At 63.7% G+C, this 26,877-nt stretch carries 25 protein-coding genes and 1 tRNA gene; 14 read left to right on the forward strand and 12 right to left on the reverse strand.

All coding sequences use genetic code 11. From position 1 onward, the window contains the following. The first annotated feature begins 277 nt into the window (after nucleotides 1–277). The 3 genes from ACQY6T_RS02975 to ACQY6T_RS02985 all read left to right on the forward strand — a co-directional run bounded on the left by ACQY6T_RS02975 (nucleotide 278) and on the right by ACQY6T_RS02985 (nucleotide 2,573). Complete coding sequence (locus ACQY6T_RS02975; protein WP_428628242.1) at nucleotides 278–604, forward strand: PspC domain-containing protein; 327 nt, start codon at nucleotides 278–280, stop codon at nucleotides 602–604. Nucleotides 605–855: 251 nt separating this feature from the next. Then, nucleotides 856–1,527, forward strand: a complete 672-nt coding sequence (locus ACQY6T_RS02980) for a DUF6975 family protein (protein ID WP_428628244.1) — start codon at nucleotides 856–858, stop codon at nucleotides 1,525–1,527. Nucleotides 1,528–1,727: 200 nt separating this feature from the next. Beyond that, nucleotides 1,728–2,573 (forward strand): AAA family ATPase, encoded by an 846-nt coding sequence (locus tag ACQY6T_RS02985; protein ID WP_428628246.1) that lies wholly within the window; start codon nucleotides 1,728–1,730, stop codon nucleotides 2,571–2,573. A 129-nt stretch (nucleotides 2,574–2,702) separates the two neighbouring features. Here the strand turns inward: ACQY6T_RS02985 and ACQY6T_RS02990 are convergent, their stop codons facing one another. Then, complete coding sequence (locus tag ACQY6T_RS02990) at nucleotides 2,703–4,100, reverse strand: methyl-accepting chemotaxis protein (RefSeq protein ID WP_428628249.1); 1,398 nt, start codon at nucleotides 4,098–4,100, stop codon at nucleotides 2,703–2,705. A gap of 413 nt (nucleotides 4,101–4,513) precedes the next feature. Here ACQY6T_RS02990 and ACQY6T_RS02995 point away from each other — a divergent pair, with 413 nt between their 5' ends. The 3 genes from ACQY6T_RS02995 to ACQY6T_RS03005 are packed head-to-tail and all read left to right on the forward strand — an operon-like array spanning nucleotide 4,514 to nucleotide 7,383. Then, entirely contained in the window at nucleotides 4,514–5,692 is a 1,179-nt protein-coding gene (locus tag ACQY6T_RS02995; protein ID WP_428628252.1) for a vWA domain-containing protein, read from the forward strand. 31 nt (nucleotides 5,693–5,723) lie between these two features. Beyond that, nucleotides 5,724–6,530, forward strand: a complete 807-nt coding sequence (locus ACQY6T_RS03000; RefSeq protein WP_428628254.1) for a lipid II flippase Amj family protein — start codon at nucleotides 5,724–5,726, stop codon at nucleotides 6,528–6,530. After that, the gene (locus ACQY6T_RS03005) at nucleotides 6,523–7,383 is read left to right on the forward strand and encodes a DUF817 domain-containing protein (protein ID WP_428628257.1); all 861 of its coding nucleotides are present in this window, start codon (nucleotides 6,523–6,525) and stop codon (nucleotides 7,381–7,383) included. The genes ACQY6T_RS03000 and ACQY6T_RS03005 overlap by 8 nt, the downstream gene beginning before the upstream one ends. On the opposite strand, the gene ACQY6T_RS03010 is transcribed toward ACQY6T_RS03005, so the two are convergent. Genes ACQY6T_RS03010 through ACQY6T_RS03020 form a run of 3 tightly spaced genes read right to left on the reverse strand, consistent with a single transcriptional unit; the run spans nucleotide 7,380 to nucleotide 10,401 of the window. After that, complete coding sequence (locus ACQY6T_RS03010) at nucleotides 7,380–8,624, reverse strand: M24 family metallopeptidase (RefSeq protein ID WP_428628259.1); 1,245 nt, start codon at nucleotides 8,622–8,624, stop codon at nucleotides 7,380–7,382. The two genes, ACQY6T_RS03005 and ACQY6T_RS03010, sit on opposite strands and share 4 nt — an antisense overlap. A gap of 14 nt (nucleotides 8,625–8,638) precedes the next feature. Further along, the gene (locus ACQY6T_RS03015) at nucleotides 8,639–9,847 is read right to left on the reverse strand and encodes an exo-beta-N-acetylmuramidase NamZ family protein (RefSeq protein ID WP_428628261.1); all 1,209 of its coding nucleotides are present in this window, start codon (nucleotides 9,845–9,847) and stop codon (nucleotides 8,639–8,641) included. After that, nucleotides 9,844–10,401, reverse strand: a complete 558-nt coding sequence (locus tag ACQY6T_RS03020) for a DOMON-like domain-containing protein (protein ID WP_428628263.1) — start codon at nucleotides 10,399–10,401, stop codon at nucleotides 9,844–9,846. Before ACQY6T_RS03020 ends, ACQY6T_RS03015 begins: the two co-directional genes overlap by 4 nt. Before the next feature lie 32 nt (nucleotides 10,402–10,433). Here ACQY6T_RS03020 and tyrS point away from each other — a divergent pair, with 32 nt between their 5' ends. After that, a complete protein-coding gene (tyrS, locus tag ACQY6T_RS03025; protein ID WP_428628264.1) occupies nucleotides 10,434–11,660 on the forward strand; it encodes a tyrosine--tRNA ligase in 1,227 nt (408 codons plus the stop codon). Nucleotides 11,661–11,734: 74 nt separating this feature from the next. Further along, the gene (locus ACQY6T_RS03030) at nucleotides 11,735–12,076 is read left to right on the forward strand and encodes a PilZ domain-containing protein (RefSeq protein WP_428628266.1); all 342 of its coding nucleotides are present in this window, start codon (nucleotides 11,735–11,737) and stop codon (nucleotides 12,074–12,076) included. Here ACQY6T_RS03030 and recG read toward each other — a convergent pair. Then, nucleotides 12,073–14,139 (reverse strand): ATP-dependent DNA helicase RecG, encoded by a 2,067-nt coding sequence (gene recG / locus ACQY6T_RS03035; RefSeq protein WP_428628269.1) that lies wholly within the window; start codon nucleotides 14,137–14,139, stop codon nucleotides 12,073–12,075. The two genes, ACQY6T_RS03030 and recG, sit on opposite strands and share 4 nt — an antisense overlap. Nucleotides 14,140–14,298: 159 nt before the next feature. Between recG and ACQY6T_RS03040 the strand changes: the two genes are divergently transcribed. Next, a complete protein-coding gene (locus ACQY6T_RS03040) occupies nucleotides 14,299–14,559 on the forward strand; it encodes a succinate dehydrogenase assembly factor 2 (protein WP_428628270.1) in 261 nt (86 codons plus the stop codon). Continuing rightward, complete coding sequence (gene mfd / locus ACQY6T_RS03045; protein ID WP_428628272.1) at nucleotides 14,556–18,050, forward strand: transcription-repair coupling factor; 3,495 nt, start codon at nucleotides 14,556–14,558, stop codon at nucleotides 18,048–18,050. The genes ACQY6T_RS03040 and mfd overlap by 4 nt, the downstream gene beginning before the upstream one ends. Before the next feature lie 31 nt (nucleotides 18,051–18,081). On the opposite strand, the gene ACQY6T_RS03050 is transcribed toward mfd, so the two are convergent. Beyond that, nucleotides 18,082–19,278: a GGDEF domain-containing phosphodiesterase gene (locus ACQY6T_RS03050; RefSeq protein ID WP_428628274.1), complete on the reverse strand. Its 1,197-nt coding sequence runs from the start codon at nucleotides 19,276–19,278 to the stop codon at nucleotides 18,082–18,084. A 53-nt stretch (nucleotides 19,279–19,331) separates the two neighbouring features. Here ACQY6T_RS03050 and moaA point away from each other — a divergent pair, with 53 nt between their 5' ends. The 3 genes from moaA to ACQY6T_RS03065 all read left to right on the forward strand — a co-directional run bounded on the left by moaA (nucleotide 19,332) and on the right by ACQY6T_RS03065 (nucleotide 21,304). Next, nucleotides 19,332–20,354, forward strand: a complete 1,023-nt coding sequence (gene moaA, locus ACQY6T_RS03055) for a GTP 3',8-cyclase MoaA (protein ID WP_428628275.1) — start codon at nucleotides 19,332–19,334, stop codon at nucleotides 20,352–20,354. A gap of 43 nt (nucleotides 20,355–20,397) precedes the next feature. Next, nucleotides 20,398–21,168, forward strand: coding sequence for an NAD kinase (locus ACQY6T_RS03060; RefSeq protein ID WP_428628277.1), 771 nt, complete (start codon nucleotides 20,398–20,400; stop codon nucleotides 21,166–21,168). Between the two features lie 61 nt (nucleotides 21,169–21,229). Next, nucleotides 21,230–21,304: transfer RNA gene (locus ACQY6T_RS03065), tRNA-Asn, on the forward strand. Here the strand turns inward: ACQY6T_RS03065 and ACQY6T_RS03070 are convergent. The 6 genes from ACQY6T_RS03070 to leuC form a co-directional block, all read right to left on the reverse strand. Further along, entirely contained in the window at nucleotides 21,290–21,667 is a 378-nt protein-coding gene (locus ACQY6T_RS03070) for a hypothetical protein (protein ID WP_428628280.1), read from the reverse strand. The two genes, ACQY6T_RS03065 and ACQY6T_RS03070, sit on opposite strands and share 15 nt — an antisense overlap. Then, entirely contained in the window at nucleotides 21,589–21,975 is a 387-nt protein-coding gene (locus ACQY6T_RS03075) for a zinc ribbon domain-containing protein (RefSeq protein WP_428628825.1), read from the reverse strand. Before ACQY6T_RS03075 ends, ACQY6T_RS03070 begins: the two co-directional genes overlap by 79 nt. Nucleotides 21,976–22,114: 139 nt before the next feature. Then, complete coding sequence (locus ACQY6T_RS03080; protein ID WP_428628283.1) at nucleotides 22,115–22,876, reverse strand: helix-turn-helix transcriptional regulator; 762 nt, start codon at nucleotides 22,874–22,876, stop codon at nucleotides 22,115–22,117. A 27-nt stretch (nucleotides 22,877–22,903) separates the two neighbouring features. After that, nucleotides 22,904–23,806, reverse strand: coding sequence for an alpha/beta fold hydrolase (locus ACQY6T_RS03085; protein WP_428628286.1), 903 nt, complete (start codon nucleotides 23,804–23,806; stop codon nucleotides 22,904–22,906). Continuing rightward, nucleotides 23,790–24,419: a 3-isopropylmalate dehydratase small subunit gene (gene leuD, locus ACQY6T_RS03090; RefSeq protein WP_428628289.1), complete on the reverse strand. Its 630-nt coding sequence runs from the start codon at nucleotides 24,417–24,419 to the stop codon at nucleotides 23,790–23,792. The genes ACQY6T_RS03085 and leuD overlap by 17 nt, the downstream gene beginning before the upstream one ends. Further along, nucleotides 24,419–25,855: a 3-isopropylmalate dehydratase large subunit gene (gene leuC, locus ACQY6T_RS03095; protein WP_428628291.1), complete on the reverse strand. Its 1,437-nt coding sequence runs from the start codon at nucleotides 25,853–25,855 to the stop codon at nucleotides 24,419–24,421. The genes leuD and leuC overlap by 1 nt, the downstream gene beginning before the upstream one ends. Before the next feature lie 102 nt (nucleotides 25,856–25,957). Here leuC and ACQY6T_RS03100 point away from each other — a divergent pair, with 102 nt between their 5' ends. After that, a complete protein-coding gene (locus tag ACQY6T_RS03100; protein WP_428628294.1) occupies nucleotides 25,958–26,875 on the forward strand; it encodes a LysR family transcriptional regulator in 918 nt (305 codons plus the stop codon). The last annotated feature ends 2 nt before the right edge of the window (nucleotides 26,876–26,877 follow it).

Consider the following 26,877-nt stretch of genomic DNA (forward strand, 5'->3'; position numbering starts at 1 on the left):
GACGCAGAGCCGCCCAATGCTGCACCGCACAAATATTTTGCCCGATCCTCTTTAAATCTTCACATTTCAACGCCAGATAGCCGTCGTCACGCGATACGGCGCGCTTCATCACGGGTTCAGGCGCTGCCCATCAAATGGCAATCATTCCCAAGCGATGGGAATGGATTCACGGTCAAGAGCGGGCAGTTCAGCGCAACCGGCCCCAAAAAGCCCGGAAATTCGGGGACTGCTGAAATTGGCACGGCCTTTGCGATGCATATGGCATCGGCGCGAGGCCGTGATCGCAGCCACAACGAAAGACGAAAAAATGGACAACGCAACCACCAATCTCTTCCAGCGTCGCGACACCTTCTTCGGTATCTGCGAGGCCGTGGGCCAGGATTTCGGCTTTAACCCGCTGTGGCTGCGCCTCGCCTTTGTTGCGCCGCTGTTCTTCTTCCCGGTCGAGACCTTTGTCGGCTATTTTGGGCTCGGCCTCGTCGTGCTGGCCTCGCGCCTGCTGTTCCCCGCCAAACCCGCCGGTGCTGGTCAACCCCTGTTGACCGCCGTCGAACCGACGGACCGGCCGGCCGAAAAAATCGAGGAACTCGCCCTCGCAGCTTAAGCGGTAGCGGCCGACCATCCCTCTCAAGGGTTCGGCCATTCCGCGCTGGTGGTGTCCAAACGGACATCACCGATGGGACCGGCACGCTTCCCCCGGGGCTGGCCGGTCCCTTTAATTGTCCCTGACTGAAACAGCACCGGTACAAATCAACCGCCGTCTATAAACGCGACGTTTACGACGTGGCTTTATGACTCGGTTGATATTCCACCGGCCTGGCCCTCGCGGCCCGCGCCACAGGCGAGGAACAAGCGTTGAGCCAGTCGACCCAGCCCCTGCTGCAGCCGCGCGGCGTCGCCGAGATGCTCGATTCGCTGGTCGCCAGCGGCGGCACCGGGGCGCATCCCCACGTCCGCGCCGGCGCGCTGTCGAGCGGACCCGACGCGATGCGCAACTTGGCCGACGCTGTCCATTTTCTCTGCCTGCTCCACGGCCGCCATCCCGGGGTCATCGACAATGCCGCGCGCAAGGCGGTCGATCCGGCATCGCGCCAGTGGATGGACGAGGCCGCCGACGCCTTTGTCCAGGAACGCGCCTTTCTGACGAAAATTGCCTCGGCGGTCGGCCCGGTGCCCAGCACCCAGGGTCAGGCGCAATGCGAGGCCGCGGTCGCCGCACAGCGCAAGGCGATCGACATGCTCGCCGAATCGGATCGCCACGGCTGTGCCGTCGGCGCGGCGATCGCGCTGACGCTCGACTGGCGGACGATCCGCGTCCTGCTCGACATCAGCGCCCAGCGGCTCGACATGACCCCCCCGACCTGCGCTCTGCCCGACCTGCGCGACACCGCAAGGCTCGCCGGCACTGTCGCCGACAGCCCCGCCGTCGAACGCGCGATGATCTTTGGCGCGCAGCAACTGATAACACAGCACAGCGGGTTGTGGGATCTGATGGCGGTGCGCGCGGCCAGCCGGGCGCATCCGTAAATCTTCTCCCCTCCCGCAAGCGGGAGGGGTCGGGGGTGGGCCGGAAAGCTACGACTACCCACCCCGCTGCGACTAGCAGACAAGTTTGCAGGTCTCGCTGCCCCTCCCCGCTTGCGGGAGGGGAGACAAGCTTGCACGCTCTCCATCCCCTCGCTATGCCCGCCCTTGATTGACGTTCACGTTAAGGGAAAGACGAGCCCATGCGTTTCGATGGAACCAGCGCCTATATCGCCACCGACGACCTGAAGGTCGCGGTCAATGCCGCAACGCTGCTGCGTCGCCCGCTGCTGGTGAAGGGCGAACCCGGCACCGGCAAGACCGTGCTGGCCGAGGAGATCGCCAAGGCGTTCGATGCGCCGCTGATCACCTGGAATATCAAATCGACGACGAAAGCCCAGCAAGGCCTCTACGAATATGACGCGGTCGCGCGGCTGCGCGACGGACAGCTCGGCGAAGAGCGTGTCCACGACATCCGCAATTATATTCGCAAGGGCAAATTGTGGGAGGCGTTTACCTCGCCCAAGCTGCCCGTGCTGCTGATCGACGAGATCGACAAGGCCGACATCGAATTTCCGAACGATCTGCTTCAGGAACTCGATCGCATGGCGTTCCATGTGTACGAGACCGACGAGACGGTGACCGCGGTCGAACGCCCGATCGTCGTCATCACATCCAACAATGAAAAGGAACTGCCCGACGCGTTCCTGCGCCGCTGTTTCTTCCATTATATCAAATTCCCCGACCGCGACACGATGCACGCGATCGTCGACGTCCATTTCCCGGGGATCCAGAAGACGCTGGTTAGCCGCGCGATGGACATCTTTTACGAAGTCCGCGACGTACCGGGCTTGAAGAAAAAGCCGTCGACCAGCGAACTCATCGACTGGCTGAAACTGCTGCTGAACGAGGATATGCCGCTCGAAGTCCTCCAGAACCGCGACGTCGGCAAGGCGATCCCGCCACTCCACGGCGCGCTGCTCAAGAACGAACAGGATGTGATGCTGTTCGAAAAGCTGGCGTTCATGGCGCGCCGCCAGGGCAGCTGAGTTCGGGCCAACCGGTATCCCCAATTCCCGTTCGCATCGAGCGAAGTCGAGATGCCACTCGGTGTGGCGCTCTCTCGATGGGTGTCTCGACTTCGCTCGACACGAACGGAGACGATAGGGCTGCTCTACCTATAGCTGGTACGCGACCTCGACGTCGCCCCAACGCCGCCCGTTGATCACCACCGGCGTATAGACGTTGCGCACCGTGACATAATTGGTGCCGTCGCCTTCCTGGCGATAGACCGCCATGAAGAAGGGGGCGTTGCTCCGCTTGGCGGCCTTGTCGGTCTCGTCGAACAGGATGCGGCCGTTGCGGCAATAAGCGGTGTCGTGCGCGACATCGCCCGTCGGGGCGCGCGAACATTCGGTGATGTGGGTCGGCAGAAAGCCGTTCATGTCACCCGCCGACGACATCTTCACTTCGGGATGATTGCCGACAATATCGTCGAACAGCGGCCGCCAATGGGCGTCGGCCCAGTCACACAATGTGGTGCGGAAGCGTTCGGGGTTAGACCCCGCGACGCGGACATAATTGGTGTCGAACAGCTGCTCCGTCGTCAGCTCACCGTTCGCGATCGCCCGTTCGGCCAGCGCGACGAATTTGTCGCGAACCTTGGCGGCCAGATCGACGACCGCCGAATCCTGCGGCGAGACCCCCGCCGAAATCACCGCATTGAACATCCGGTTCGACACATGCTCCATCGACAAAATCGACGTGCGCGTATCTTCCAGTGTCGAGCGATTGTCGCGGACCGACCCGACAACGCGGTCGACCGCTTCGCGGACCTTGGCGCCATTGGCATGGACCATGGCACTCGACTGCGCGATCCGGTCGCTCTGGTCATCGAGCAGCGCCACCAGATGCGTCGCGTCGTGCAGCGCGTCGGTAATCGTTTCGAACTGCGCCTCGGCACGGCTCGACTGTTCGACCCCAGTCTGAATTTCGGTGACAAGCCCGCCCGCTTCGGCCGCCAAGCTGCCGATACTGCGGCGGATCTCATCGGTGGCGCCGCGGGTGTTCTGCGCCAGCTTTTTCACTTCGGCGGCGACGACGGCGAATGTGCGCCCGGCGTCACCGGCGCGCTCGGCCTCGATCGCGGCGTTGAGCGCCAGCATGTTGGTCGTCTTGGCGATCTGTTCGATCGACTGGCTGACCTGCTGCACTTGTTCCATCACCGCGGCGAAATTGGTCACGTGCGTACCGAGCCGCGCGACGAGGTCGATCACCGAGCGAAATTCGGTGACCGCGGCGTTGACGCGTTCGGCGCCGCTGTCGAGCTGTTCGCACGCACGCGCCGAAAGCAATTTCGCTTCGTCGGTCGAATCGGCGATCTGGCGCTGGTCGGATTCCAGGCTCACCACAAATTCTTCGAGTCGGCCGAGCTCGTCGATCTGACGGTCCATCTGACGGGTCGCGCGCTTGATCCGCCCCGCCGCTTCGCTGCATCCCACGGCCAGTTCGCCGCAGTCGCTGGCGACCGACTGGTCGAGCACCGGGCCTGCCGGATTGATCGGATCATATTTCATGCGCGCACCCACCTTATTTTCATCGACGGGTCATGCCGGATAATGGTTAACGGGGCGTCAATGGGTGAGACGACCGACCGACCTCGCAGATGGCCGGAATGGGTTGGGAAGCGGACGTTGCTTATCCTCACTCCGTCATCCCGGGCCTTGACCCGGGACCCGCCTTTTTCTTCAAGGCAGGCAGGCCCGGGGTGACGATAAAGGGGGTGTCCGCAACTGGTCGTTACCCGTCACTCCCGTTTCCGTTCGTGTCGAGCGCAGTCGAGACACCCATCGACCTCGCGCCACGCTGAGGGGTATCTCGACTTCGCTCGATGTGAACGGGAGAATAGGCGGCCGCAAACCAGCCACCCCGCTCTTTCCGTTTACGTAAAGCAGTTGCGCGAGGCACCCGGACGCGATAACCGTCCCCCATGTTTTTCGGCTTTCTCGACGAGCTTCGCGCCGCGGGCATTCCCGCCAGCCTGAAAGAGCATCTGATGCTGCTGGAAGCGCTCGACCGCGAGGTAATCGACCGCAGCCCCGAGCAATTCTATTACCTCAGCCGCGCGATCTACGTGAAGGATGAAGGCCTGCTCGACCGCTTCGACCAAGTGTTCAACAAGGTCTTCAAGGGCATCATCTCGGACTACGGGCAGAACCCGGTCGACGTCCCCGCCGACTGGTTGAAGGCAGTCGCCGAGAAATTCCTGACGCCGGAGGAAATGGCGGCGATCGAGTCGCTCGGCGACTGGGACAAGATCATGGAGACGCTGAAAGAGCGGCTCGAGGAACAGCAGAAGCGCCACGAGGGCGGCAGCAAGTGGATCGGCACCGGCGGCACCTCGCCCTTCGGGAATTCGGGCTATAATCCCGAGGGCGTCCGCATCGGCGGCGAAAGCAAGCACAAGCGCGCGCTGAAAGTCTGGGAAAAGCGCGAATTCGCCAATCTCGACAACACCAAGGAGCTCGGCACCCGCAACATCAAGGTCGCGCTGCGCCGCCTGCGCAAATTCGCGCGTGAGGGTGCGGCGGATGAACTCGACATTCCGGGCACCATCGATGGGACGGCCCGCCAAGGCTGGCTCGACATCAAGATGCGTCCCGAACGGCGCAATGCGGTCAAGCTGCTGCTCTTCCTCGACGTCGGCGGATCGATGGACCCGTTCATAAAGCTGTGCGAAGAATTGTTCAGCGCGGCGACGACCGAATTCAAGAACCTCGAGTTCTTCTATTTCCACAATTGCCCCTATGAAGGGGTGTGGAAGGACAACAAGCGCCGCTGGTCCGAACGCCACCAGATGTGGGACATCCTCCACAAATATGGCCATGACTATAAGGTGATCTTTGTCGGCGACGCGTCGATGAGCGCGTATGAAATCACCCACCCGGGCGGCAGCGTCGAACATTTCAACGAGGAATCGGGTGCGGTGTGGCTCGGCCGGATCACCAAAGTCTATCCCGCCGCGGTGTGGCTGAACCCGGTACCCGAGGCGCATTGGGGCTACACCCAGTCGGTCAAGCTGATCAAACAGCTGATGAACGACCGCATGTACCCGCTCAGCCTCGCCGGACTGGACGATGCGATGCGCGAGCTGACGCGAAAGCATTGACGCAGCGTGGGCGGGGTGTAGGGGCGCGAAGATGATCGACCTCCCCCTCGTCACCATCCTGCTGCTTACCGGCTTCATCAACCTGATCGGGGCGCTGGCTTATGCCGCGCGCATCGCCGGGGTCCGCACGCGGCGGATCGCGATGTCGTTCGCGCTGTTCAACATCCTCGTGCTGTTCTCGCGCACCTCGAACAGCTTCCTCGGCCCCTTCCTCGCCAAACGGATCGAGACGCGCATCCACGACGGCAGCGGCGCGTCGCTGTTCATCGACATGCAGTTCGTACTCGCTGCGGCGAGCGTCGCGACCTTGGTCGGCATCCTGCTGGTCCCCACCGGGCAGCGCATGTTTGCCGCCGCGATCGATTGGTATCAGACCAACCGGTCGACGACAAAGCTGGCGGTGAAGGCGATGAGCCCCAGCGGGCTGCGCACCCTGCGCCGCTCGCTGAGCTTCCCGAGCTTCGCGCATCTGCGCGGCTGGCATATGCCGAAGGGGATCAGCTGGGGCGTACTGATCGCCAATTGCCTGGCACAATCGCTGCTCGCGGTCGGGGTCGTCGCCTCGCTCTATGCCGGCTATCTGGCGCCCGAATTTCGCGTCACCGCATCGCAGTTGTCGGCGCTGATCAACGGCTTTGCGACGATCCTGCTGTTCGCCTTCATCGACCCGCAGCTGTCGGTGATGACCGACGACGCGGTCGAGGGCAAAGTCGGCGAAGGCGAGTTCCGCCGCGCGATCATGCTGATCTCGCTGAGCCGTCTGGCCGGCACCATCCTCGCGCAGCTGTTGCTGATGCCCGCCGCGCTGCTGATCGCCTACGTCGCCGTGCATGTCTGAACCGCGGCCGGACGCGGTGGGCGGCCAAAGCCGCTTTCACGCGGTCCGCGCACGGCTGGAGGCGATGGCGATCGTGCCGGGGCCGCGCGGCTGGTTCCTCGAATTCCTCGTCTTCGGGTTCAAGCAAGGTTGGGCGTGTCTGTTCGGCGGCCTGATGCTGACGCTGCTGCTTGGCACGCATCTGTTCTGGCCCGATAACGCGCCGCTGCATCGCTATGATGCGATCACGATCGGCGCGGTGCTGATCCAGCTCGGCATGCTCGCGTTCCGGCTCGAGACGCCCAAGGAAGCGCTCGTCATCCTGATCTTTCACATCGTCGGCACGGTGATGGAATTGTTCAAGACCGCCGCGGGGTCGTGGCAATATCCCGAGGCGAGTCTGCTCCACATCGGCGCGGTGCCGCTGTTTTCGGGCTTCATGTACGCCGCGGTGGGCAGCTATATCGCGCGCGTCTGGCGCATCTTCGATTTTCGTTATTCGGGCTATCCACCGATCTGGGCGACCTATGCGCTGGCGGCGGCGATCTATATCAATTTCTTCGCGCACCACTGGCTGCCCGATATCCGCTGGCCGTTGTTCGCGGCAACCGCGCTGCTGTTCTGGCGCTGCCAGGTGTGGTTCCGCCCGCTCCACGTCCACCGCCGCATGCCGCTGCTGATCGGCTGGGGGCTCGTCGCGCTGTTCATCTGGTTGGCCGAGAATATCGGGACGTTCGCGCGGGCGTGGACCTATCCCAGCCAGGACGACGGCTGGCATATGGTCGGGGTCGAAAAGCTCGGCAGCTGGTATCTGCTGATGATCATCTCGTTCGTATTGGTGAGTTTGGTGCAGCGGCCGAAGACCCCCGACTAACCGAATGGCTGATCGATCGACGGCGGCGGTTCGCTGAACCACTTCGGGCCGCTATCGGTCATATAGAAGCAATCCTCGAGCCGGATGCCGAACTCGCCCGGGATATAAATCCCCGGTTCGTTCGAGAAACACATGCCGGGCGCCAGCTTCGTCGTTTCGCCGCGCACCAGATTCACCGGTTCGTGGCCGTCGAGGCCGATGCCGTGGCCGGTGCGGTGCGAGGTGCCGGGGAGCTTATAGTCGGGGCCCCAGCCGAGACCGGCATAATAGGTGCGCACCGCGTCGTCCACCGCACCCGCGGGCGTGCCGAGCTTGGCCGCGGCGAAGGCGACGTCCTGCCCCTTGCGCATCTGGTCCCACACCTGCCGCTGGCGCACGCTGGCCTTGCCGTAAACGAAGCTGCGCGAAATGTCGGATTGATAGCCGTGGACGGTGGCGCCGCAGTCCATCAGCACGACCTCGCCCGCGCGCACCGCCTGTGGCTTGCCGCTGCCGTGCGGATAGGCGCTAGCCTCGCCCAGCAGGATCAGCTCGAACTCGCTCTTGCCGCCGAGCGCCTCGGTCGCACGCTTCATGATCGCGCCGATATCTGCGGGGGTCATCCCAACCTCGATCTGCGGGGCTGTGTGGCGATAGGCGGCGAGAGTGATATCGGCGGCGACCTGCATCAGCGCGATTTCGGCGGGCGACTTGTGCATCCGGCACCCGCGCACCACTGGCGCGCCATTGACCACGGTCGCGCCCGGCATCGCCTTTTCGAGGCCGTCGACCGCGAAGTAACGCACCGTTTCCTCGACGCCGATGCGGCCTTTCGTAAGGCCGCGCTTGCCAAGCCACGCGGCGACCGCCGCCAGCGGGTTCTCGTCCTCGTTCCACGTCAGCACCTCTGCCTCGATGCCCAGGCTTTCGCGCACCGACGGTTCTTCAAAGAACGGCGTGACGATCGCGATCTCGCCTTCGCGCGTCAGCACCGCAGCGGTCAGCCGCTCGCTGCGCCACCATTCGACCCCGGTGAAATAGATGAGACTCGATCCGGGCTCGATCAGTAACGCGCCGATATCGTTCGCGCGCATCAGGTCTTTGGCCTTGGCGATCCGCGCCATGCGCTCGACCTTGCCGATCGGCACCGCCTTGGCGGCAAGGTTGGGGAGCGCTCCGGTGTCGGCCGCGAGCACCGGGGCGGGTAAGGCCGCTGCCAGCCCGCCGATTGCCGCCGTCCCAAGAAATTGCCGTCGGTGCATTATCGTCCCCTTCGTCAGTAGATCAGCAAGTCTGCTATTTCCTCGCGCCACGCCGCCTCGTCGGGCAGCGCCAGCGCGTCGAGATCGCCCGCGACCGCGCCTGCATCGTCGACCCACTCGCGCAGGCCCGGCCCGCCGTTGATCACGTCGATTGCCAGCACATCGTCGGTATATTCATATTTGAAATCCGTGCCGCGCCAGATGGGATAGTCTGGATAAAGCGACCGGATCGCCTTGAACCCCAGCGCCTGGACGCGCCACGGCTGGAACGCGGCATCATCGTACCACGGACCCTCGGCATGGATGTGGACGCCGCTACACAGCTGTCCGGCGTGCTTGTGAAAGGTCGGCTGGAACCAGATGTCGCGCAGCTTGCATCCCGCGAGCCAGTGCGGCGCGAGGCGGTGCATTTCGGCGATCACCGCCTTGGCATCGATGTCGGGGGCGCCGAAGATTTCGAGCGGGCGGGTCGTGCCGCGGCCTTCGCTCAAGGTCGCACCCTCGACCATCACCGTGCCGGCATAGGCGCGTGCCATGTTGACGTTTGCGGCGTTGGGGCTGGGGTTGATCCAGACGCGATCGGTAGGCCAGCCGTGGCCCGGACCGACTGCGGGCGCCCACCCTTCCATTTCGATCACGCGGTAATCGACGTCGAGATTGAAGTGGCGGATGAACCACCCGCCCATCTCGCCCATCGTCAGCCCGTGGCGCATCACCATCGCCGCCGCGCCGACGAAGCTTTCCCAGCCCGGGCGGAGCAATGTGCCTTCGACGGGGCGTCCAGCCGGATTCGGGCGGTCGAGCACCCACACCGCCTTGCCATGCTGCGCCGCGGCCTCGAGCATGTAGAGCAAGGTCGTGACATAGGTGTAGATGCGGCAGCCGAGATCCTGGAGGTCGATCAGGACGACGTCAAAGGTGTGCATCGACTGGCCGGTGGGGCGGCGCACCTCGCCATAGAGGCTGAAACAAGGGACGCCATGCACCGGGTCGGTGAAGTCGGGCGACTCCATCATATTGTCCTGCAGGTCGCCGCGCACACCGTGTTGTGGTCCGAACACCGCAGTGACATTCACGCCAGCGGCGACTAGCGCGTCGAGGCTGTGGGTCAGGTCGGCGGTGACCGACGCGGGATGCGCGAGCAGCGCGACGCGCTGACCCATAAGCGGCCCGCGAAGCGCGGGGTCGGCGAGCAGGCGGTCGATGCCAAATTGGACGGTCATGCCGCGTCGGGTGCCGCAAGCGTCAGCGCAAAGCAATCGGGATGATGAAAATCGGGTTTGCCGGGCGGGTGGGCGAGCGCCCAATAGCTTTTGGTGCCGTCGACTTCCTCGATCACCGCGCACAGCGCGAGTTTGGAACCGGTGTCGGGAAAAATCCCGGGCTCGACGCGCAGCGCATATTGTGTTTCTCCGCGCTCGGCCACCATTTCCCATGGCGCAAGCTCGTCGGGGCGGAGCAGCGAGCGATAATCGTCGAACTGGTAACAGGCCCAGCGGCCATCGGGCGCATAGTTGAATTCGGTATAGTCGGGCTGTCCCTCCTCGGTCAGGAACGCTTCGAAACAGGTGCTTTGCCACAGGCCATCGGTCGCGCTGTCGGCGATGACAAGCTGCCCGTCGCCCGGCGGCAGGACGATATCGCTGACCGCGCCATCGACCATGTAGCGCAGCGCAAAGCCGTCATCGAACGACAGCGTGACCTCGACCGCGACCGACCGGATGGTCTTGGCACGAGTGTCGGGGTGACAGACCAGCTCTTTCCGAATGCTATCCAAAGTTCAAACCCCATGCTAAGCGCCCGCCCGCTATGACGAACCATCAATCCGACCTGCTGCGCCTGCTCGACGAGCGAGGCTATATCCACCAGATGACCGACGCGGAAGGGCTGGATGCACTTGCCGCGAAACAGGTCGTCCCCGGATATATCGGTTTCGACGCAACTGCGCCCTCGCTGCATGTCGGCAGCCTGGTCCAGATCATGATGCTGCGCCGGATGCAACAGACAGGACACAAGCCCGTGGTGCTGATGGGCGGCGGGACGACGCGGATCGGAGACCCGACCGGGCGCGACGAAAGCCGCAAGATGCTGTCGGACAACACCATCGCCGCGAACATCGCGTCGATCTTCAGCATCTTTCAGCAATTCCTTACCTTTGGCGATGGGCCGACCGACGCGGTGATGGTCAATAATCACGACTGGCTGGGTCAGCTTGGCTACATCGAATTGCTGCAGGAAGTCGGCACCCATTTCACGATCAACCGCATGATGACATTCGATTCGGTGAAACTGCGGCTGGAACGCGAACAGCCGATGACCTTCCTCGAATTCAACTACATGATCCTCCAGGGATATGATTTCCGGCATCTGGCGAAAGACATGGGGGTGCGGCTCCAGATGGGCGGGTCGGACCAGTGGGGCAATATCGTCAACGGCATGGAGCTGGGCCGCCGCATGGACGGCGCCGACCTGTATGGCCTGACGACTCCGCTGCTCACCACCGCCGCGGGCGCCAAAATGGGCAAAACCGCCGCCGGTGCGGTTTGGCTTAATCAAGAACAACTGTCCCATTTTGACTATTGGCAGTTCTGGCGCAATTGCGACGACCGCGACGTCGGCCGGTTTCTGAAGCTGTTCACCGATCTGCCGCTCGATGAGATTGCGCGGCTCGAAGCGCTCGATGGCGCCGAAATCAACGCCGCCAAGAAAATCCTCGCCGATGCGGCGACCGCGCTGTGCCGCGGCGAAGAGGCGGCGCGCACGGCTTCGGACACGGCGGCGCAAACCTTTGAAAAGGGACAGATTGGCGGCGACCTGCCGCAAGCTGCTGCACCCGCCGACGGGATCAGCGTCGTCGACGCGCTGCGCGAAATGGGTTTTGCCGCATCGAACAAAGAGGCCCGCCGCAAGCTCGATGAGGGCGCCGTCAAGGTTGACGGGATCGTCATTCGCGATCCGCATCACCTGATTCAGCCTGGCGACGAGCCCGTGCCGGTCAGCCTGGGATCGAAAAAACATGGTCTTGTGACCCGCTGACGCGCACAACAGCATTTACGACTTCTTCAGCAATCGGGTGGATCGTCATGGCCAAACAACCAAGGTCCACAAAAATGCGCAAGATCGACACTAGCAAGGCCCATTATGTCGGGCTCGACCAGCGGATCGCCCCGCGTAGCGACGTCTATGTCCGTTTGCCTTTCGTCATGCCCGACGGACGGCAGGAAATGTGCACCTGCGTCAACATCAGCGCCGACGGCATGTTGATGCGGTTCGAGCGCGGGCTCGAGATCGGCGATCTGGTTGTGTTCCGCATGCCGATTATCGGCCGCACCGCAGCGAAGGTCGTGTGGTCGCTCGCCGGCAAGATCGGTGTCCAGTTCGACAAGTCGATCGCGGTCGAAGATTATCTGCCGATGATCCGCGCCATGGGCGCCCGGGCCGACGTCAGTTAACCACTCCGCAATAGCGGCACCGCCGCGTCGCGTTCGAACAGATACAGGCAGTGCCGCACCGCTTCGCCGCGCGCGCCGTCCATGCCGCCGTCGCGCTCGACAAACAGCCGCGCGTCGTCGTGCGCCACAGGCAACAGCCGCACGAGCTGTTCGGCGCTCGCCAGCCCATAATCGGCGTCGCCCGACTGTTTGAGCCCCAGCAGTTCGCCGCCGCCGCGTAGTTCCAGATCCTTTTCTGCAATCATGAACCCGTCGTTCGTTTCGCGCATCAGGGCCAGCCGTTCGCGCGCGGTTTCGGACAGGTTCTGCGAGCGCAGCAGCAGGCACACCGATTTCGCCGCGCCGCGCCCGACCCGCCCGCGCAGCTGGTGCAACTGGGCCAAGCCGAAATTCTCCGCATGTTCGACGATCATCAGGCTGGCGGCGGGCACATCGACCCCGACCTCGATCACCGTCGTCGCGACAAGCACCCCGATCTGGCCCGCTTGAAACCGCGCCATGACGTCATCCTTGTCGGGTCCCTTCATCCGGCCGTGGACCAGCCCGACGCGGCCCGCGCCCAGACGCTCGCGCAGCAAAGCGGCGCGGTCTTCGGCGGCGGCGAGTTCGCTCGTCTCGGTCTCAGCGACCAACGGGCAGACCCAATAGGCCTGCGCCCCAGCCGCCAGATGACGCTCGAGCCCGCCAACCACTTCATCGAGCCGGTCGACCGACACAACGCGGGTGTCGACCGGGGTGCGCCCCGGCGGCATCTCGTCGATCCGCGACACGTCCATCTCGCCATGATTGGCGAGTTGCAGCGTGCGCGGGATCGGGGTCGCGGTCATCACCAGCAGGTGCGGCGGCCGCGCCGCTTTCTGGGTCAGCATCAACCGCTGCGCCACGCCGAACCGATGCTGTTCGTCGACCACCACCAGCGCCAGGTCGCGGTACGCCACCGCGTCCTGAAAAATCGCATGGGTGCCGACGAGGATGTCGATGCTGCCGTCGGCCAGCCCCATCAGGGTGGATTCGCGCACCCGACCCTTGTCGCGCCCGGTCAGGATTGCGATGTGCACCGGCAGCCCCGCGAGCATCGCCTGCAAGGTCGCAAAATGCTGGCGCGCCAAAATCTCGGTCGGCGCGAGCAGCGCCGCCTGCGTCCCCGCCTCGACCGCCGCCAGCATCGCGCGGAGCGCGACCAGCGTCTTGCCCGACCCGACGTCACCCTGGAGCATGCGCAGCATTGGCGTTTCGCGGCCCATGTCGGCGGCAATCTCACGCCCCACCCGCTCCTGCGCCCCGGTCAGCCCGAACGGCAGACGCAGCGCGTCGATCAGCCGTCCGTCGCCGACCACCGCGCGCCCCTTGCGCTTGCGCAGCCCTTCACGGATCAGCATCAGCGCGACCTGGCTCGCAAAAATCTCGTCATAGGCCAGCCGGTCGTGCGCCGGGGCGTCGTGCGGACTGGCATGGGCGCGCGTCAGCGCCTCGCGCCAGGCGGGCCAATTGCGGCTGGTCAGAAGCGGCCCGTCGATCCATTCGGCCAATTTGGGGCGTCGTTCCAGCGCGATCTCGACCAGCTGCGCCAACCGCGCGTTGGTCAGCCCCTCGGTCAGCGGATAGACCGCCTCGCTCGTGGCAATCGCCTCATCGCTATCGGGTTCACTGACATGGTCGGGATGGACGATCTGACGCATGTCGCCATAGCTGTCGAGCCGACCCGAAACCTGCCGCGCTTCACCCAATGGTAACAGCTTCTTCGCGAGCCCCGCAGTGCGGCCGAAATAGACGAGCCGGACATGATCGCCCGCCGCATCGAACGCTTCAACGCCAAAGGGCGCGCGCGGGCTGCGCCCCGACCGATAATCCTGCGCGGTCAGGGTAACGATGATCTGCTGCCCCACCTGCGCATCATCGAGTCGATCGACCGGATAGCGCTGGACCAGCCCCGTCGGCAGATGAAACAGCACATCGACGACACGCTCCAGCCCCAGACGCGTCAGCGGCTTGGCGAGCTGCGGCCCGACGCCTTTCAGGTCGGTCAGCGCGGCAAAGAGCGGATTGAGGATTTCGGGTCGCATGGCTAGGGGGTTTCTAGCCCCCACATTCCGTTCGTGTCGAGCGAAGTCGAGACACCCATCGATGCAGCGCGGGGCTGACGGGTGTCTCGACTTCGCTCGACACGAACGGACTTGGTGATCTTCGTTGCTGAATCATTCGATCGGACTAAAAGGCCCGCCATGACCGACCGCCTCAAACGCCTGAAATTCCGCGCCTGGCATCGCGGCACGCGCGAGGCCGACTATATGATCGGCGGCTTTTTCGATCGCTATGCCGCGGCGTGGAGCGAGGACGAAATCGCCTGGTACGAAATCGTCGTCGAGGAAGACGATGTCGACATCATGGCGTGGGCGCTCGGCACCGGTACGCCGCCGGCGCATCTCGACCGGCCCGAGATGATCGCCGCGATGCGCCGTCTGGACTATATCCCGCTGCCATGACGATGTCTGCCGCCGACATTTTTGCCGCCATCGGGCAGGCGTCGATGCCGCTGACGCTGGCGCGAGCCGCCGACGGCTTTCTGCCGCTGCTGCTCGCCGATCTGGCGCGCGCCAGCGATAAGCGCCTCGTCTATGTCGCGACCGACGATAGCGCGATGCAGGCGATCGCCGACGCTGCGCCCTTCTTCGCGCCCGACCTGATCGTCCACCGCTTTCCCGCTTGGGACTGCCTGCCCTATGATCGCGCCGGACCGTCGATGCGGGCCAGCGCGGACCGGCTGGCCACATTATCGGCGTTGCAGATCGCGCCGAAGCGCGGCGAACTGATCCTCACTACCGTCGCCGCCATCACGCAGCGCACACTGACCCCGTTCCGCATCCGCCAATTGGCGACGACGCTTGCCGCAGGGCAGCATATCGACCGCGATTCGATAGCGGAACTGCTGGTCGCCAACGGGTTCAGCCGCGTCGACACTGTCGCCGACCAAGGCGAGTTCGCGGTGCGCGGCGGGATCGTCGACTTGTTCCCGGCGGGCGAGGAGACGGGCCTACGCATCGATTTCTTCGGCGACGAGATCGAAAGCATCCGCCGTTTCGACCCCGCCGACCAGCGCAGCCTTGGCCCCGCCAAAGCGCTGCAACTGCTGCCCGCCACCGAAACCCTGCTCGATCAGGACACGATCAAGCGCTTCCGCTCGGCCTATCGCGACATTTTCGGCGCGCAGGCGACCGGCGATCCGCTGTATCAAGCGGTCAGCGAGGGGCGGCGACAAGCGGGTATGGACCATTGGCTGCCGTTGTTCGAGGACCGGCTGGCGACCCTGTTCGACCATATCGATCCCGCGACACCGGTCCTGCGCGGCCACCGCAGTGAAGCGACCGCCGAGACGCGCTTTGCCGCAATCGCCGATTATCATGCGAACCGCGTCGCAGCGGAGCAGGAATCGACCGGCAGCTATCGCCCGCTGGCGCCCGAGACACTTTATCTGACGACAGGCGAATGGGCCGACGCGGCGGCAAGCCGTCCGATCCATATCGTCACGCCGTTCGACGTGCCGCCCGCGCCGCAGATCATCGACCTAGAAACCTTTGCCGCGCGCGATTTCACCCCTGAGCGCGCCGCCGACGCCAACGTCTATCAGAAGGTCGCCGATCATCTGAGCGACGAACGCCGCAAGGGCCGCCGCACGATCATCGCCAGCTACTCGGGCGGCGCGCGCGAGCGCTTATCGGGGTTGCTACGCGAGCATGGCGTCACCTCGCTGGCGCCCGCCGACGGCTGGCAGGACGCGCTGGGCACCGCTTCGGCGACAAGCGGCGGCGCGACCGCGATGGTCGTCCTGCCCCTCGATCATGGCTTTGCCTCCGACGCGGTTAGCCTGCTCACCGAACAGGATATCCTCGGTGAACGGCTCGTCCGTCGCCAGAAGCGCCGCAAAAGCGCCGACGCCTTCCTCGCCGAACTCGCGACGCTCAGTGTCGGCGACATGGTCGTCCATCTCGACCATGGCATTGGGCGCTATGAGGGACTGACCCAGATACCCGTGGGGAGCAGCCCGCACGATTGCGTCGCGCTGACTTACGCGGGCGGCGACAAGCTTTACGTCCCCGTCGAAAACCTCGACGTCCTGTCGCGCTATGGCGGTGAAAGCGACGGGGTCGCGCTCGACCGGCTGGGCGGCGAAGCATGGCAGCGCCGCAAGGCGCGGATGAAGGACCGCATTCGCGAGATCGCGGGCGAATTGCTCGCGACCGCGGCGCAGCGCGCGCTGCGCTCGGGCGAGATGCTCGCCGCCGACGCCGCCTATCCGGCCTTTGCCGACCGCTTCCCCTATCAGGAAACCGACGATCAGGACCGCGCGATCGGCGATGTGCTGGCCGACATGGCGTCCGGCAAACCGATGGACCGGCTGGTGTGCGGCGATGTCGGGTTCGGCAAGACCGAGGTCGCGCTGCGCGCCGCCTTCGTCGCAGCGATGGCGGGGGTCCAGGTCGCCCTCGTCTGCCCGACCACGCTTTTGGCGCGTCAACATTTCACCAATTTCGTCGAGCGCTTCAAAGGCTTTCCGGTCAACATCGGCCGCCTGTCACGCCTCGTCCCCGCCGCCGAGGCGCAGCGGACGCGCGACGGCCTGGCGAGCGGTCACATCGATATCGTGATCGGCACCCATGCCGTCATCGCCAAATCGGTCGAGTTCAAACAGCTCGGCCTCGTCATCGTCGATGAAGAACAACGTTTCGGCGTCGTCCACAAGGAGCGGCTGAAACAGCTCAAGACCGACGTCCATGTGCTGACACTCACCGCGACTCCGATCCCGCGCACACTCCAGATGGCCATGTCTGGCTTACGCGAACTCAGCGTCATCCAGACGCCACCGGTGGATCGGCTCGCGGTGCGCACTTATGTGGCGCCCTGGGACGCCATCGTGTTGCGCGAAGCGTTACTGCGCGAGCATGATCGCGGTGGGCAGAGTTTCTTCGTCGTCCCGCGGATCAAGGATCTGCCCGACATCGAGGAATTCCTGCGCAACCGGGTGCCCGAAATCAAATATGTTGTCGCGCACGGCCAGATGACCCCGACCGAGGTCGAGGACCGGATGAGCGCCTTCTACGACCGCAAATATGATGTGCTGCTGTCGACGACGATCGTCGAGAGCGGGCTCGACATTCCGAGTGCCAACACGCTGATCATTCACCGCGCCGACCGCTTTGGCCTGGCGCAGCTGTACCAGCTGCGCGGGCGCGTCGGGCGCGCCAAGACGCGGGCTTATGCCTATCTCACGACCCCCGAGCATGGCGCGATCACCGACACCGCCGAAAAGCGGCTGAAGCTGCTCGGCGACCTCGACACGCTTGGTGCGGGGTTCCAGCTCGCGAGCCACGATCTCGATATTCGCGGTGCCGGAAATCTCGTCGGCGACGAACAATCGGGGCATATCCGCGAGGTCGGCTTCGAACTCTACCAATCGATGCTGGAAGAGGCGATCCTGATGGCCAAGGCTGAAGGCGCGGGCAAGCTGCCGCCGCGCGAGGCGTTGTCGCCGACGATCACCGTTGATGCGCCAATCCTGATCCCCGAGGATTATGTCCCCGACCTGCCGCTGCGCATGGCGCTCTATCGCCGCCTCAACGATGCCGAGGATCGCGCAGCGCTGGACGCCTTTGCGGCGGAAATGATCGACCGTTTCGGCCCGCTACCGCCGGAGACTGCCAATCTCGTCCAGCTGATGGAGATCAAGGCGAACGCAAGAATTGCAGGCATCGCCAAGCTCGATGTCGGGACCAAGGGCGCGCTGGTCAGCTTCCACAGCGACCAGTTCGCCAACGTCCCTGGGCTGATCGCTTATGTCGAACGGCTGAAAGGCCGTGCGCGCCTGCGCCCCGACAACAAACTGTCGGTCAGCGGCGACTGGGTGAGCACCGGCGCACGATTGAACGGCGCGCTGCAGTTGTCGAAGGGGTTGGGGAAGCTGGCAAAGCAGGCTGGATAAATCATCTCCCCCGCCTTCGCGGGGGCGACGATTATTTCATCAACTCCACCAACTCATCCCCCGGAACCGGCCCAGCGCGCAGAAAACCCTGCCATGTCGCGACCCCCAGTTCGGATAGCCGCGCCAGCTGGCGCTCATGCTCGATCCCTTCGGCGACCACCAAAAGCCCCAGCGCGCGCGCCAGATCGACGATCGCGCGGACGACGATGCGGTCGCGGTCGCTGCCGTCGATGGTACGGGTGAAACCGCTGTCGATTTTCAGATAGTCGATCGGCAGCCGCGCGAGCAGCGACAGGCTGGAATAGCCCGTACCGAAGTCATCGATGGCAACCGCACAGCCGAGCGCGCGGATCTGTGCCAGCTGTTCGGCGGCGCTCGCGGGATCGCTCAGCATCGCCTGTTCGGTAAGTTCGAGCGTCAACCGGTCGGGATCGATACCAGCCGTTTTCGCCATGCCTGCAAAGCGCCCGGCGAAGTCGGGATCGCCCAGATCGGCGGCGGTGATATTGAGCGAGACGCGCAACTTTGCCAGCGATTTGGGCCAGTTCGCCATTTCGGTCAGCGCGACCCGGTGGGCATGTTCGGTGAGTTCGCATTCTAGCCGCGCGGCACGCGCCGCGGTGACCAGCGGCCCGGCGCCGAGCAGACCCAATTCGGGATGCTGCCAACGCAATAGCGCCTCGACCCCGGTCATTTCGCCGGTACCGACGTCATATTGCGGCTGGTAATGGATCACTACCTCGTTTTGCGACAACGCCGCGTGGACCATCACCCCGTCGCGCGCCGACGCGGGACGCGACAGCTGGTCGCCAGCGTTGCGAAGCTGGGTGGCGACCGATTCATCGCGGGTGATCAGCGCCGCAGCGATACGGATCGCCAGCCGGCCGTTCGGGTCACCAACGATCGGTTCGGCGAGCGCGACGTGCAGCGCCCGCTCCTGCGCTCGCAGCGCGCCCAGCGACATCGGCATCGACGGCACGATCAGAAAGCGTGGCCCGTCCAGCCGATCGACGCACGACCCTTGCCCGAATTCGTCGCTGGCGAAATTTTCCAGCCGCCGCCCGATCTCGTCGAGCACCGCGTCGCCAGTGGCAGTGCCAGCGCTATTGTTGATGCGCGCCATCTGGTCGATCTGGACCAGAATCACGCCGGCGTCGGCGTCATGCTGTTGGTGCAGGGCTTCCAGTTTCCGGACACAGGCAGAAAGGGATTCGGACAAGCGATTCATCGGATTCCTTTAGCAGGCTTTGCTTGCCAAGCTGCTGCCTTTTGCATCACAAGGTGCGAGTGGCTGCCACATTATCCCAATATGCCGCATCATCGGCTCCGCTGATCGACGGCCACGGCCGACAGATCAGCTACTTAAGGCTGTCGGTCACCGACCGTTGCGACCTGCGTTGCCGTTATTGCATGGCCGAAGACATGACCTTTCTGCCCAAGTCGGCGGTGCTCAGCATCGAGGAAATGGCCGAATTGGCCGAGCGATTCGTCGCGCGCGGGATTCGCCGCGTCCGTCTGACCGGCGGCGAGCCGTTGGTCCGGCGCGGCATCGACACGCTGGCAATGCGGCTGGGGGCGATGATAGGTCACGGCCTCGACGAACTGACACTAACCACCAACGCGATGCGGCTGGCCGAATATGCATCGATGCTCGCCGAAGCGGGCGTGCGCCGGATTAACGTCAGCCTCGACACCCTCGATTCTGCCGCTTTCCGTCATATCACCCGCGTCGGCGACCTTGAGGTCGCGCTCCGCGGGATCACCGCGGCGCGCGCCGCAGGGCTTGCAGTGAAGATCAACATGGTCGCGCTCGCGGGGCTCAACGAGGATCAGTTGCTCCCGATGCTCGCCTATTGCGCCGCGAACGGCTGTGATCTGACACTGATCGAGACGATGCCGCTCGGCGAAGTCGAAGCCGACCGCAGCGATCATTATATCCCGCTCCACCATTTTATCGCGCCGCTTCGCCACGCCCACGCTATCCATCCGATCGATCAACGCACCGGCGGTCCGGCACGCTATTTCGCGGTCGAGGGCAGCAGCGTCACGCTGGGGCTGATCACCCCGCTGTCCGACAATTTCTGCGCGACCTGCAACCGGATCCGTCTGACGGTCGAGGGCCGCGTCTATATGTGCCTGGGGCAGGACGATCATGTCGACCTGCGGTCGGCCTTGCGCGACGGCGGTGATGTCGATGGCTTGATTGATGCGGCGTTGGCTGGCAAACCCCGCGCGCATGACTTTCACATCGAACGAAAATCCACACCGGCGGTCGCGCGTCATATGAGTGCAACGGGCGGCTAGTCAGCCGTCCCAATGTTTGAAGGCACGGGGGAAGCGGACCATTATGCATCGCAAGATAGCGCTAGTCGCGTCGAATTCGCCTGTCGCGATGGAGGCCGAGGCGGAGTTGCGCCCGCTCTACGACTTTGTCGATCTGAACGAGGCCGACCTGCTGATCGCGCTTGGCGGCGACGGTTTTCTGCTGCACATGCTGCACCAATTGCTCGACCAGCGGCGCAGCATGCCGGTGTTCGGCATGAACCGCGGGACAATCGGCTTTCTGATGAACGAGTTTCGCGTCGAAGGACTGGTCGATCGGCTGACCGCGGCGCGGCCGTTTCTGATCCATCCGCTCAGCGGCGACATTACGACGATCAGCGGCGAGCGGCATATCTTGCCGGCGATCAACGAGATTTCGTTGCTGCGCGAAACGCGCCAGGCGGCCAAGCTCGAAGTGCTGATTAACGAAAAGACGATGCTCGAAGAGCTGTCGTGCGACGGTGTGCTTGTGTCGACCCCCGCCGGATCGACCGCTTATAACCTCAGCGCCAACGGCCCGATCCTGCCGCTCGAATCGGAAATGCTGGCGCTCACGCCGATAAGTCCATTCCGCCCTCGCCGCTGGCGCGGGGCGCTGGTTCCCGAATCGACAAGTATCCGCTTCAATGTTCGCGAGGCGGCAAAACGCCCGGTCAGCGCGGTTGCCGACCAGCGCGAAATCCGCGATGTGAAGACCGTGCTGGTCACTACCGACCGCAGCCGCCCGCTGACGTTGCTGTTCGATCCCGACCAGGGTCTCGACGAACGCATCGCGATGGAACAATTTATCGTTTGAGGCCTTGCAAAATGCTGCGGGCGACGGCAAAGGGTCCGCCTTGTCCGCTTCGGCGGCGTGTTCCTCGGTAGCTCAGTGGTAGAGCAATCGACTGTTAATCGATCGGTCGTAGGTTCGAATCCTACCCGGGGAGCCATTTCTTATTTTCGCCGATTATGGCGCTGGAAGCGCCCTCCCGAGCCTCAGCTTTGGGAAGGCTTTCTACTATGATATCAAAGGGTTTGTGAAAGGCCGCAGACACACCCCCGTCGCTGTACGAGCAGTTCGATAGGAGGTGGTGGAGGATGTTTCGTTTGCCCGCGAAATCGGCCTCCGCCAACTTCCGCCGTGCGTCCTTCGCGATACCGAGCAGCGCGATCCCGTCCTCAATATCTGCATGATCTGCTTCAGACAGGCGATCAGATTCCCGCGAGAGCCCTTTCAAATCCCCGCGATAGTCTTCGGCGATTCGCGCAAAGAGCGCTTCCTCGAGCTTGCCATCGACGTGGTCGAGATGCACACCCGTGCCACCGTGTCGACAAACTGCTCAAGCAACTTCTCCTGGCGCACATAGGGTGCCTTGCAGTTCCCTTTGTGTCGGCTGCACCGGTAATAGATGTATTTCTGCTTCTTGATGTCATGATGAACGCCGCCGCGCTGTAGATCGACCAGGATGGCAAAAGTGACCTCGGCGGAATTTATCGAGCGATGATCGAGGCCGCGATGACCGAATGACCGACAGTGTGCGAGAAAATAAGCGGTAGCGCTGGTAGTCGAAAATGGCTGGTTACCGTCAGTCGGGTCTTGAACGCTCGTCGCTCCAAGCAGACATTACACCATCGACACGTTGGGTATGGCCGAGATCAGGCGCTGGCTGCCGAGCCGCTTTTCCATTCCACCTGACCATAAGTTGACTGACCGCTTTCAGGAATCACGCCGGATGATAAGGTCGTTTGGCGCGCCAAGGCTAGCCGCCGAAACTCTTTTCGCGCCGCCGTAATTCGGTCGGCGTCATTCCGAAACGGCGCCCAAAGGCGCGCGTGAAACTGGCGTTGCTTTGATAGCCACAGCGATATCCAATGCTGGAAACCGGCAGGTCGCTAAGCGTCAACAGCGAGCGAGCGTTGCCTAATCGCCGCTCGCTTACCGCCTCGGCGACCGTGCATTTGTACATTTCACGAAAGCCTTGGGTCAGCTTTGCTTTGCCTAGTCCCGAGCGCCGCGCGACATCGGCGACAGTCAAGGGTTTCTGCCAGCTTTCACTCACCAGTTGGTGCGCCGCGGCAACGCGCTGGGCGTCGACTACGCTCAGCATCGTGCTGCCATGATATTCGACCATCCGATGTTGTTCGAGTGCCACGAACAACCGGCAGAGCAACTCCATACTGCGCGCGGTGCGGAGCATGGCGGCCACCTCGCTTTCGCCTTCAATGGCAACGAGCGCCCGACCGAGTTCGCGCAGATCGGCGGCGAGATACCAGCTAGCCTTCACGCTTGGCAAAAGGCGGAACATGCGGAGGCAGGAGGGTCGACTGATTGCGAAGAGGAGGATATGGCCGCTTGCACCATCGCTGATCTGCTCGGTCGCCAGAATGGTGACCGCAGGTTCGCCCATGTCGCCAAACCCGATGACGATCGGCTCGGGCGGCAGGCAGGCTGTGTCTAGCGCGCCATGCCCGACGAAACTCGTGAACTCCGCCGATATGATGATAGCGCGCTTGTATGTCATCGATCCTGTCAGCCTCCCCGCACCCGTCTATGATTCAACAAGAAAGGCGTCCAGTTCTGCCAGCAACAGTCCGGGAACCTCTTCTTGAGGGCTGTGTCCGCAGGGGAGAGCGTGGCCGCGCATGTCGTGAGCTTTGGATCGCCAGCTTTCAATGACGTCAAAGAGCGTGCCTACGGTCCCATGTTCGCCCCAAAGCAGCAGCAATGGCGCCTTGATCCGTCGTTTGCTGTCGGCCGCATCATGGTCGAGATCGATGCTTGCTGCAGCGCGATAATCTTCGCAGATCGCGTGGCGGGTCGCCGGGTCGCGGTAGCAGCGGCGATATTCGGCAACGACGCGCGGATCGAGCGCGCCTTCGACCTTGATCTGGCCGGCGAGGTGGCGGTCGAGAAAATGGTCGGGATCCGCCGCGATCATGCGTTCGGGCAGATCGAACGGCTGGATCAGGAAGAACCACCAAAAATAGCGCGTGGCGAACTCGCGGTTCGTTTCCGCATACATGGTCGCGGTGGGCGCGATGTCGAGCAGTACGAGCCGCGCGACGCGGTCCGGATGATCGAGCGCCATGCGGTGCGCGACGCGGGCGCCGCGATCGTGCGCGACGACATCGAACCGGTCAAAACCTAGCGCCGCCATCACCGCGACCTGATCGGCCGCCATCGCGCGTTTCGAATAATTCGCGTGCGCCGGACCGCCCGGCAGTTTTTCGCTGTCGCCATAGCCGCGCAGATCGGTCGCGACGACGGTGAAGCGTTTCGCCAGATCCGGCACAATCTTGTGCCAGGTCAGATGGGTCTGCGGGTGCCCGTGGAGCAGCAGAAGCGGCGGCCCCGCCCCGCCAACCGCGGCACGGATGCGGACGCCGCCCGCGTCGACGTCCTGCCAGCGAAAACCGGGCATAAGATCAGGATATTCAGGTCTCATGCTCATCGCTGTCAGCACCCATAAGCCAAGGCTTGCGGCCGAGATAGGCCTTCTCGAACGCGCGGATGCGGTCGGCGTGCATCAGCGTCTCTCCGATCCGGTCGAGCCCCAGCATCAGCGCCTGCCGTGTCGCGGGATCGATGTCGAAATCCGCCGCATACGTGCCCATCGCAATACGCTGTGCATCGAGGTCGACGGTCATATTCCCCGCCCCCTCATCGAGCGCCGCCACGAGCGCTGAGATTTCCGTGGTCTGCAGCGACAACAGGAGCAAACCGTTGTTCGCAGCATTGTCGGCGAAGATCGCGCCATAGGAGGAGCCGATGATGCCGCGGATGCCATATTGCAGCATCCCCCACACCGCATGTTCGCGCGACGAGCCACAGCCGAAATTGGGTCCGACGATCAGGAAGCGCGTCTCCGCCATATCGGCGCGGTTGAGGACGAAATCAGGCCTCAACGCTCCGTCTTCATCGAAACGAAGATCATGGAAAAGGCCGATCGCCAGCCCCGAACGGTCGATCCCCTTCAGATACGCTTTTGGCATGATGACATCGGTATCGATGTTGGCGGCAGGCATCGCTGCGGCGCGGCCCGACAAACGGATGAAACGCTCCATCAGGAAATATCCTCTGCCGCGAGTACCCTGACATCGGCGAGCCTTCCGGTGACCGCGGCGGCCGCGACCATCGCGGGACTCATCAGGTGCGTGCGGCCGCCGATCCCTTGGCGGCCCTCGAAATTGCGGTTGGTGCTTGATGCGCAGCGTTCGCCTGGGGCGAGGCTGTCGTCATTCATCGCGAGGCAGAGCGAACAGCCCGAGCGGCGCCACTCAAACCCGGCGTCGATGAAGATGCGATCGATTCCTTCCGCCTCGGCGGCGCGGCGGACGCCGCTGCTGCCCGGCGAAATCATCGCGCGTACCCCCGGCGCAACTTTACGCCCCTTCAATATCCGCGCGGCATCGCGCAAGTCGCTCAGGCGCGCGTTGGTGCATGATCCGATGAAGGCGCGATCGATCGTGATGTCCTGCAACAACGTGCGCGGCGAAAGGTCCATATAGGCCATGGCACGGATCGCGTCGGCGCGGCGCTCGGCAGGCAGTTCCGCCGGATCGGGGACAGCGCCGGTGATCGCCAGCGACTGGTCGGGACTGGTGCCCCAGCTCACCATCGGCGGGACATCGCCGGCTTCGAGGATGATTTCCTTGTCGAACGACGCGTCGGGGTCGCTGCGGAGCCCACGCCAATCGGCGCGCGCGCGTGCGAGCAATTCGGCCGACGGAGCGCGTGGACAGCTTGCAATATAGTCGACGACCTTGTCGTCGGGCGCGATCAGCGCCACCCGCGCCCCGCATTCGACCGCCATGTTGCAGATCGTCATGCGCGCCTCGACGCCGAGCGCGTCAATCGCCTGGCCCGCGAATTCGACGGCATGGCCTGTCGCGCCGTCGGCGCCAATCCGTCGGATCACGTCCATGATCAGGTCCTTCGCGGTCACGCCGGGCGCCAGCGTGCCGTCGATCGTGATCCGCATCGTCTTGAGGCGGCGATAGACGAGCGTCTGGGTTGCCAGCAAATGCTCGATGTCCGACGTGCCGATGCCAAAGCCGACCACGCCGAATGCGCCGTAGGTGGTCGAATGGCTATCGCCCGCGGCGATCACCATACCCGGCAGCACGAGGCCGAGTTCGGGCATCACGACATGCTCGATCCCCTGCCGCGGATCGAAGAGATCGAAGATTTCGATGCCGAAATCGCGGCCGTTCTCCCCTAAATACTCGATCTGCCGCCGCGCCCCGTCATCGAGTTCGCCCGCGTCGCGGTCGGGGTGGGTCGAGTTGACATGATCGACAACGCCCAACGACGCAGCGGGACGCCAAGGGGTTCTTCCGGCGGCACGCAGCCCGCTGAACGCTTGGGGGCTTGTATATTCGTTCAGCACCGTTCTATCGATATAGAGCAATAATCGTTCGCCACCGTCGCCGGATTCGCCAAAAGATAATATGCGATGGTCGTCGACGATCTTGTCATAGAGCGTTTTTGGCGACGACATTCTTCATACCCTTCCTGCGGTTTCGCGGGGAGGGATTACCGTCAGCGGTTCAGACGAAGCCAATGCCGGGACAGTATCAATTGATGCGACGAGTGGAATCAAATGGATATCATGTGGCTCGAGGACTTCATCAAGCTCGCGGATGAAGGCAATTTTTCCCGCGCAGCCGAAGCGCGCAACCTGACCCAGCCGGCCTTTAGCCGTCGTATCCGCGCGCTCGAGGACTGGGTAGGTGCGACGCTCGTCGATCGCGACACCCACCGCATCGCACTGACCGAAGCGGGACAGGCGTTCCGCGTCCTGGCGGAAGAAATCATGCGGCGCCTGACACTGGGCCGCGATCATGTCCGCGAAATCGGCGGTACGCTAAGCAATGAAATCCGTTTCGCGTCGACGCACGCGCTGTCGACAAGCTTTTTCCCACCGTGGCTGCGCAGCCTCCACGACGGGCACGAGGCCGGGACGATCACGTTGATCGCCGACCATATGGTGGCGTGCGAACGCTTCATGCTGGAGGGCAAGGCCGATTTTCTCCTCTGTCATCACCATACCGCCGCGCAGCACCGCCTCGATCCGGCGGGCTTTACTTCGCTGGCGCTTGGCGAAGATGTGCTGATGCCGGTGACCGCGCCGCTCGGCGACGGTTCGCCGACCCATCTGCTGCCGGGCCGTGGCGACCAGCCCCTCCCCTATCTGGAATTTGAGGAAAAATCGGGCATGGGCCGCATCCTGCAAGCCGCACAGGTTATTTCCGCGGGCTCGGCTTCGCTTCGCACCGTGTTTCGATCGCATATGGCAACCGCGCTGCTGTCGATGGCGCGCGATGGGCGCGGCCTGTGCTGGGCGCCGCTCAGCGTCGCCGCAGCTGACCTGGAAAGCGGCCGGCTGGTCGCCGCGGGCGACGCCCGCTGGCATGTTCCGATCGAGATTCGCATCTACAAACCGATCGCGCGGCGGAGTCCGAGCGTCGAGGCGTTCTGGACGATGCTGAAAAATCGTTTGAAGGCCGACAGCGCGTAGCA

It is taken from the genome of Sphingopyxis sp. (assembly GCF_965279725.1).
Lineage (GTDB): Bacteria > Pseudomonadota > Alphaproteobacteria > Sphingomonadales > Sphingomonadaceae > Sphingopyxis.

Coding starts and splice junctions, on each gene's coding strand:
- ACQY6T_RS02985 (WP_428628246.1), top strand. CDS start 1,728: ATGCGTTTCGATGGAACCAGCGCCTATATCGCCACCGACGACCTGAAG.
- ACQY6T_RS02990 (WP_428628249.1), bottom strand. CDS start 4,100: ATGAAATATGATCCGATCAATCCGGCAGGCCCGGTGCTCGACCAGTCG.
- ACQY6T_RS02995 (WP_428628252.1), top strand. CDS start 4,514: ATGTTTTTCGGCTTTCTCGACGAGCTTCGCGCCGCGGGCATTCCCGCC.
- ACQY6T_RS03000 (WP_428628254.1), top strand. CDS start 5,724: ATGATCGACCTCCCCCTCGTCACCATCCTGCTGCTTACCGGCTTCATC.
- ACQY6T_RS03005 (WP_428628257.1), top strand. CDS start 6,523: ATGTCTGAACCGCGGCCGGACGCGGTGGGCGGCCAAAGCCGCTTTCAC.
- ACQY6T_RS03010 (WP_428628259.1), bottom strand. CDS start 8,624: ATGCACCGACGGCAATTTCTTGGGACGGCGGCAATCGGCGGGCTGGCA.
- ACQY6T_RS03015 (WP_428628261.1), bottom strand. CDS start 9,847: ATGACCGTCCAATTTGGCATCGACCGCCTGCTCGCCGACCCCGCGCTT.
- tyrS (WP_428628264.1), top strand. CDS start 10,434: ATGACGAACCATCAATCCGACCTGCTGCGCCTGCTCGACGAGCGAGGC.
- ACQY6T_RS03030 (WP_428628266.1), top strand. CDS start 11,735: ATGCGCAAGATCGACACTAGCAAGGCCCATTATGTCGGGCTCGACCAG.
- recG (WP_428628269.1), bottom strand. CDS start 14,139: ATGCGACCCGAAATCCTCAATCCGCTCTTTGCCGCGCTGACCGACCTG.
- ACQY6T_RS03040 (WP_428628270.1), top strand. CDS start 14,299: ATGACCGACCGCCTCAAACGCCTGAAATTCCGCGCCTGGCATCGCGGC.
- mfd (WP_428628272.1), top strand. CDS start 14,556: ATGACGATGTCTGCCGCCGACATTTTTGCCGCCATCGGGCAGGCGTCG.
- ACQY6T_RS03050 (WP_428628274.1), bottom strand. CDS start 19,278: ATGAATCGCTTGTCCGAATCCCTTTCTGCCTGTGTCCGGAAACTGGAA.
- ACQY6T_RS03060 (WP_428628277.1), top strand. CDS start 20,398: ATGCATCGCAAGATAGCGCTAGTCGCGTCGAATTCGCCTGTCGCGATG.
- ACQY6T_RS03080 (WP_428628283.1), bottom strand. CDS start 22,876: ATGACATACAAGCGCGCTATCATCATATCGGCGGAGTTCACGAGTTTC.
- ACQY6T_RS03085 (WP_428628286.1), bottom strand. CDS start 23,806: ATGAGCATGAGACCTGAATATCCTGATCTTATGCCCGGTTTTCGCTGG.
- leuD (WP_428628289.1), bottom strand. CDS start 24,419: ATGGAGCGTTTCATCCGTTTGTCGGGCCGCGCCGCAGCGATGCCTGCC.
- leuC (WP_428628291.1), bottom strand. CDS start 25,855: ATGTCGTCGCCAAAAACGCTCTATGACAAGATCGTCGACGACCATCGC.
- ACQY6T_RS03100 (WP_428628294.1), top strand. CDS start 25,958: ATGGATATCATGTGGCTCGAGGACTTCATCAAGCTCGCGGATGAAGGC.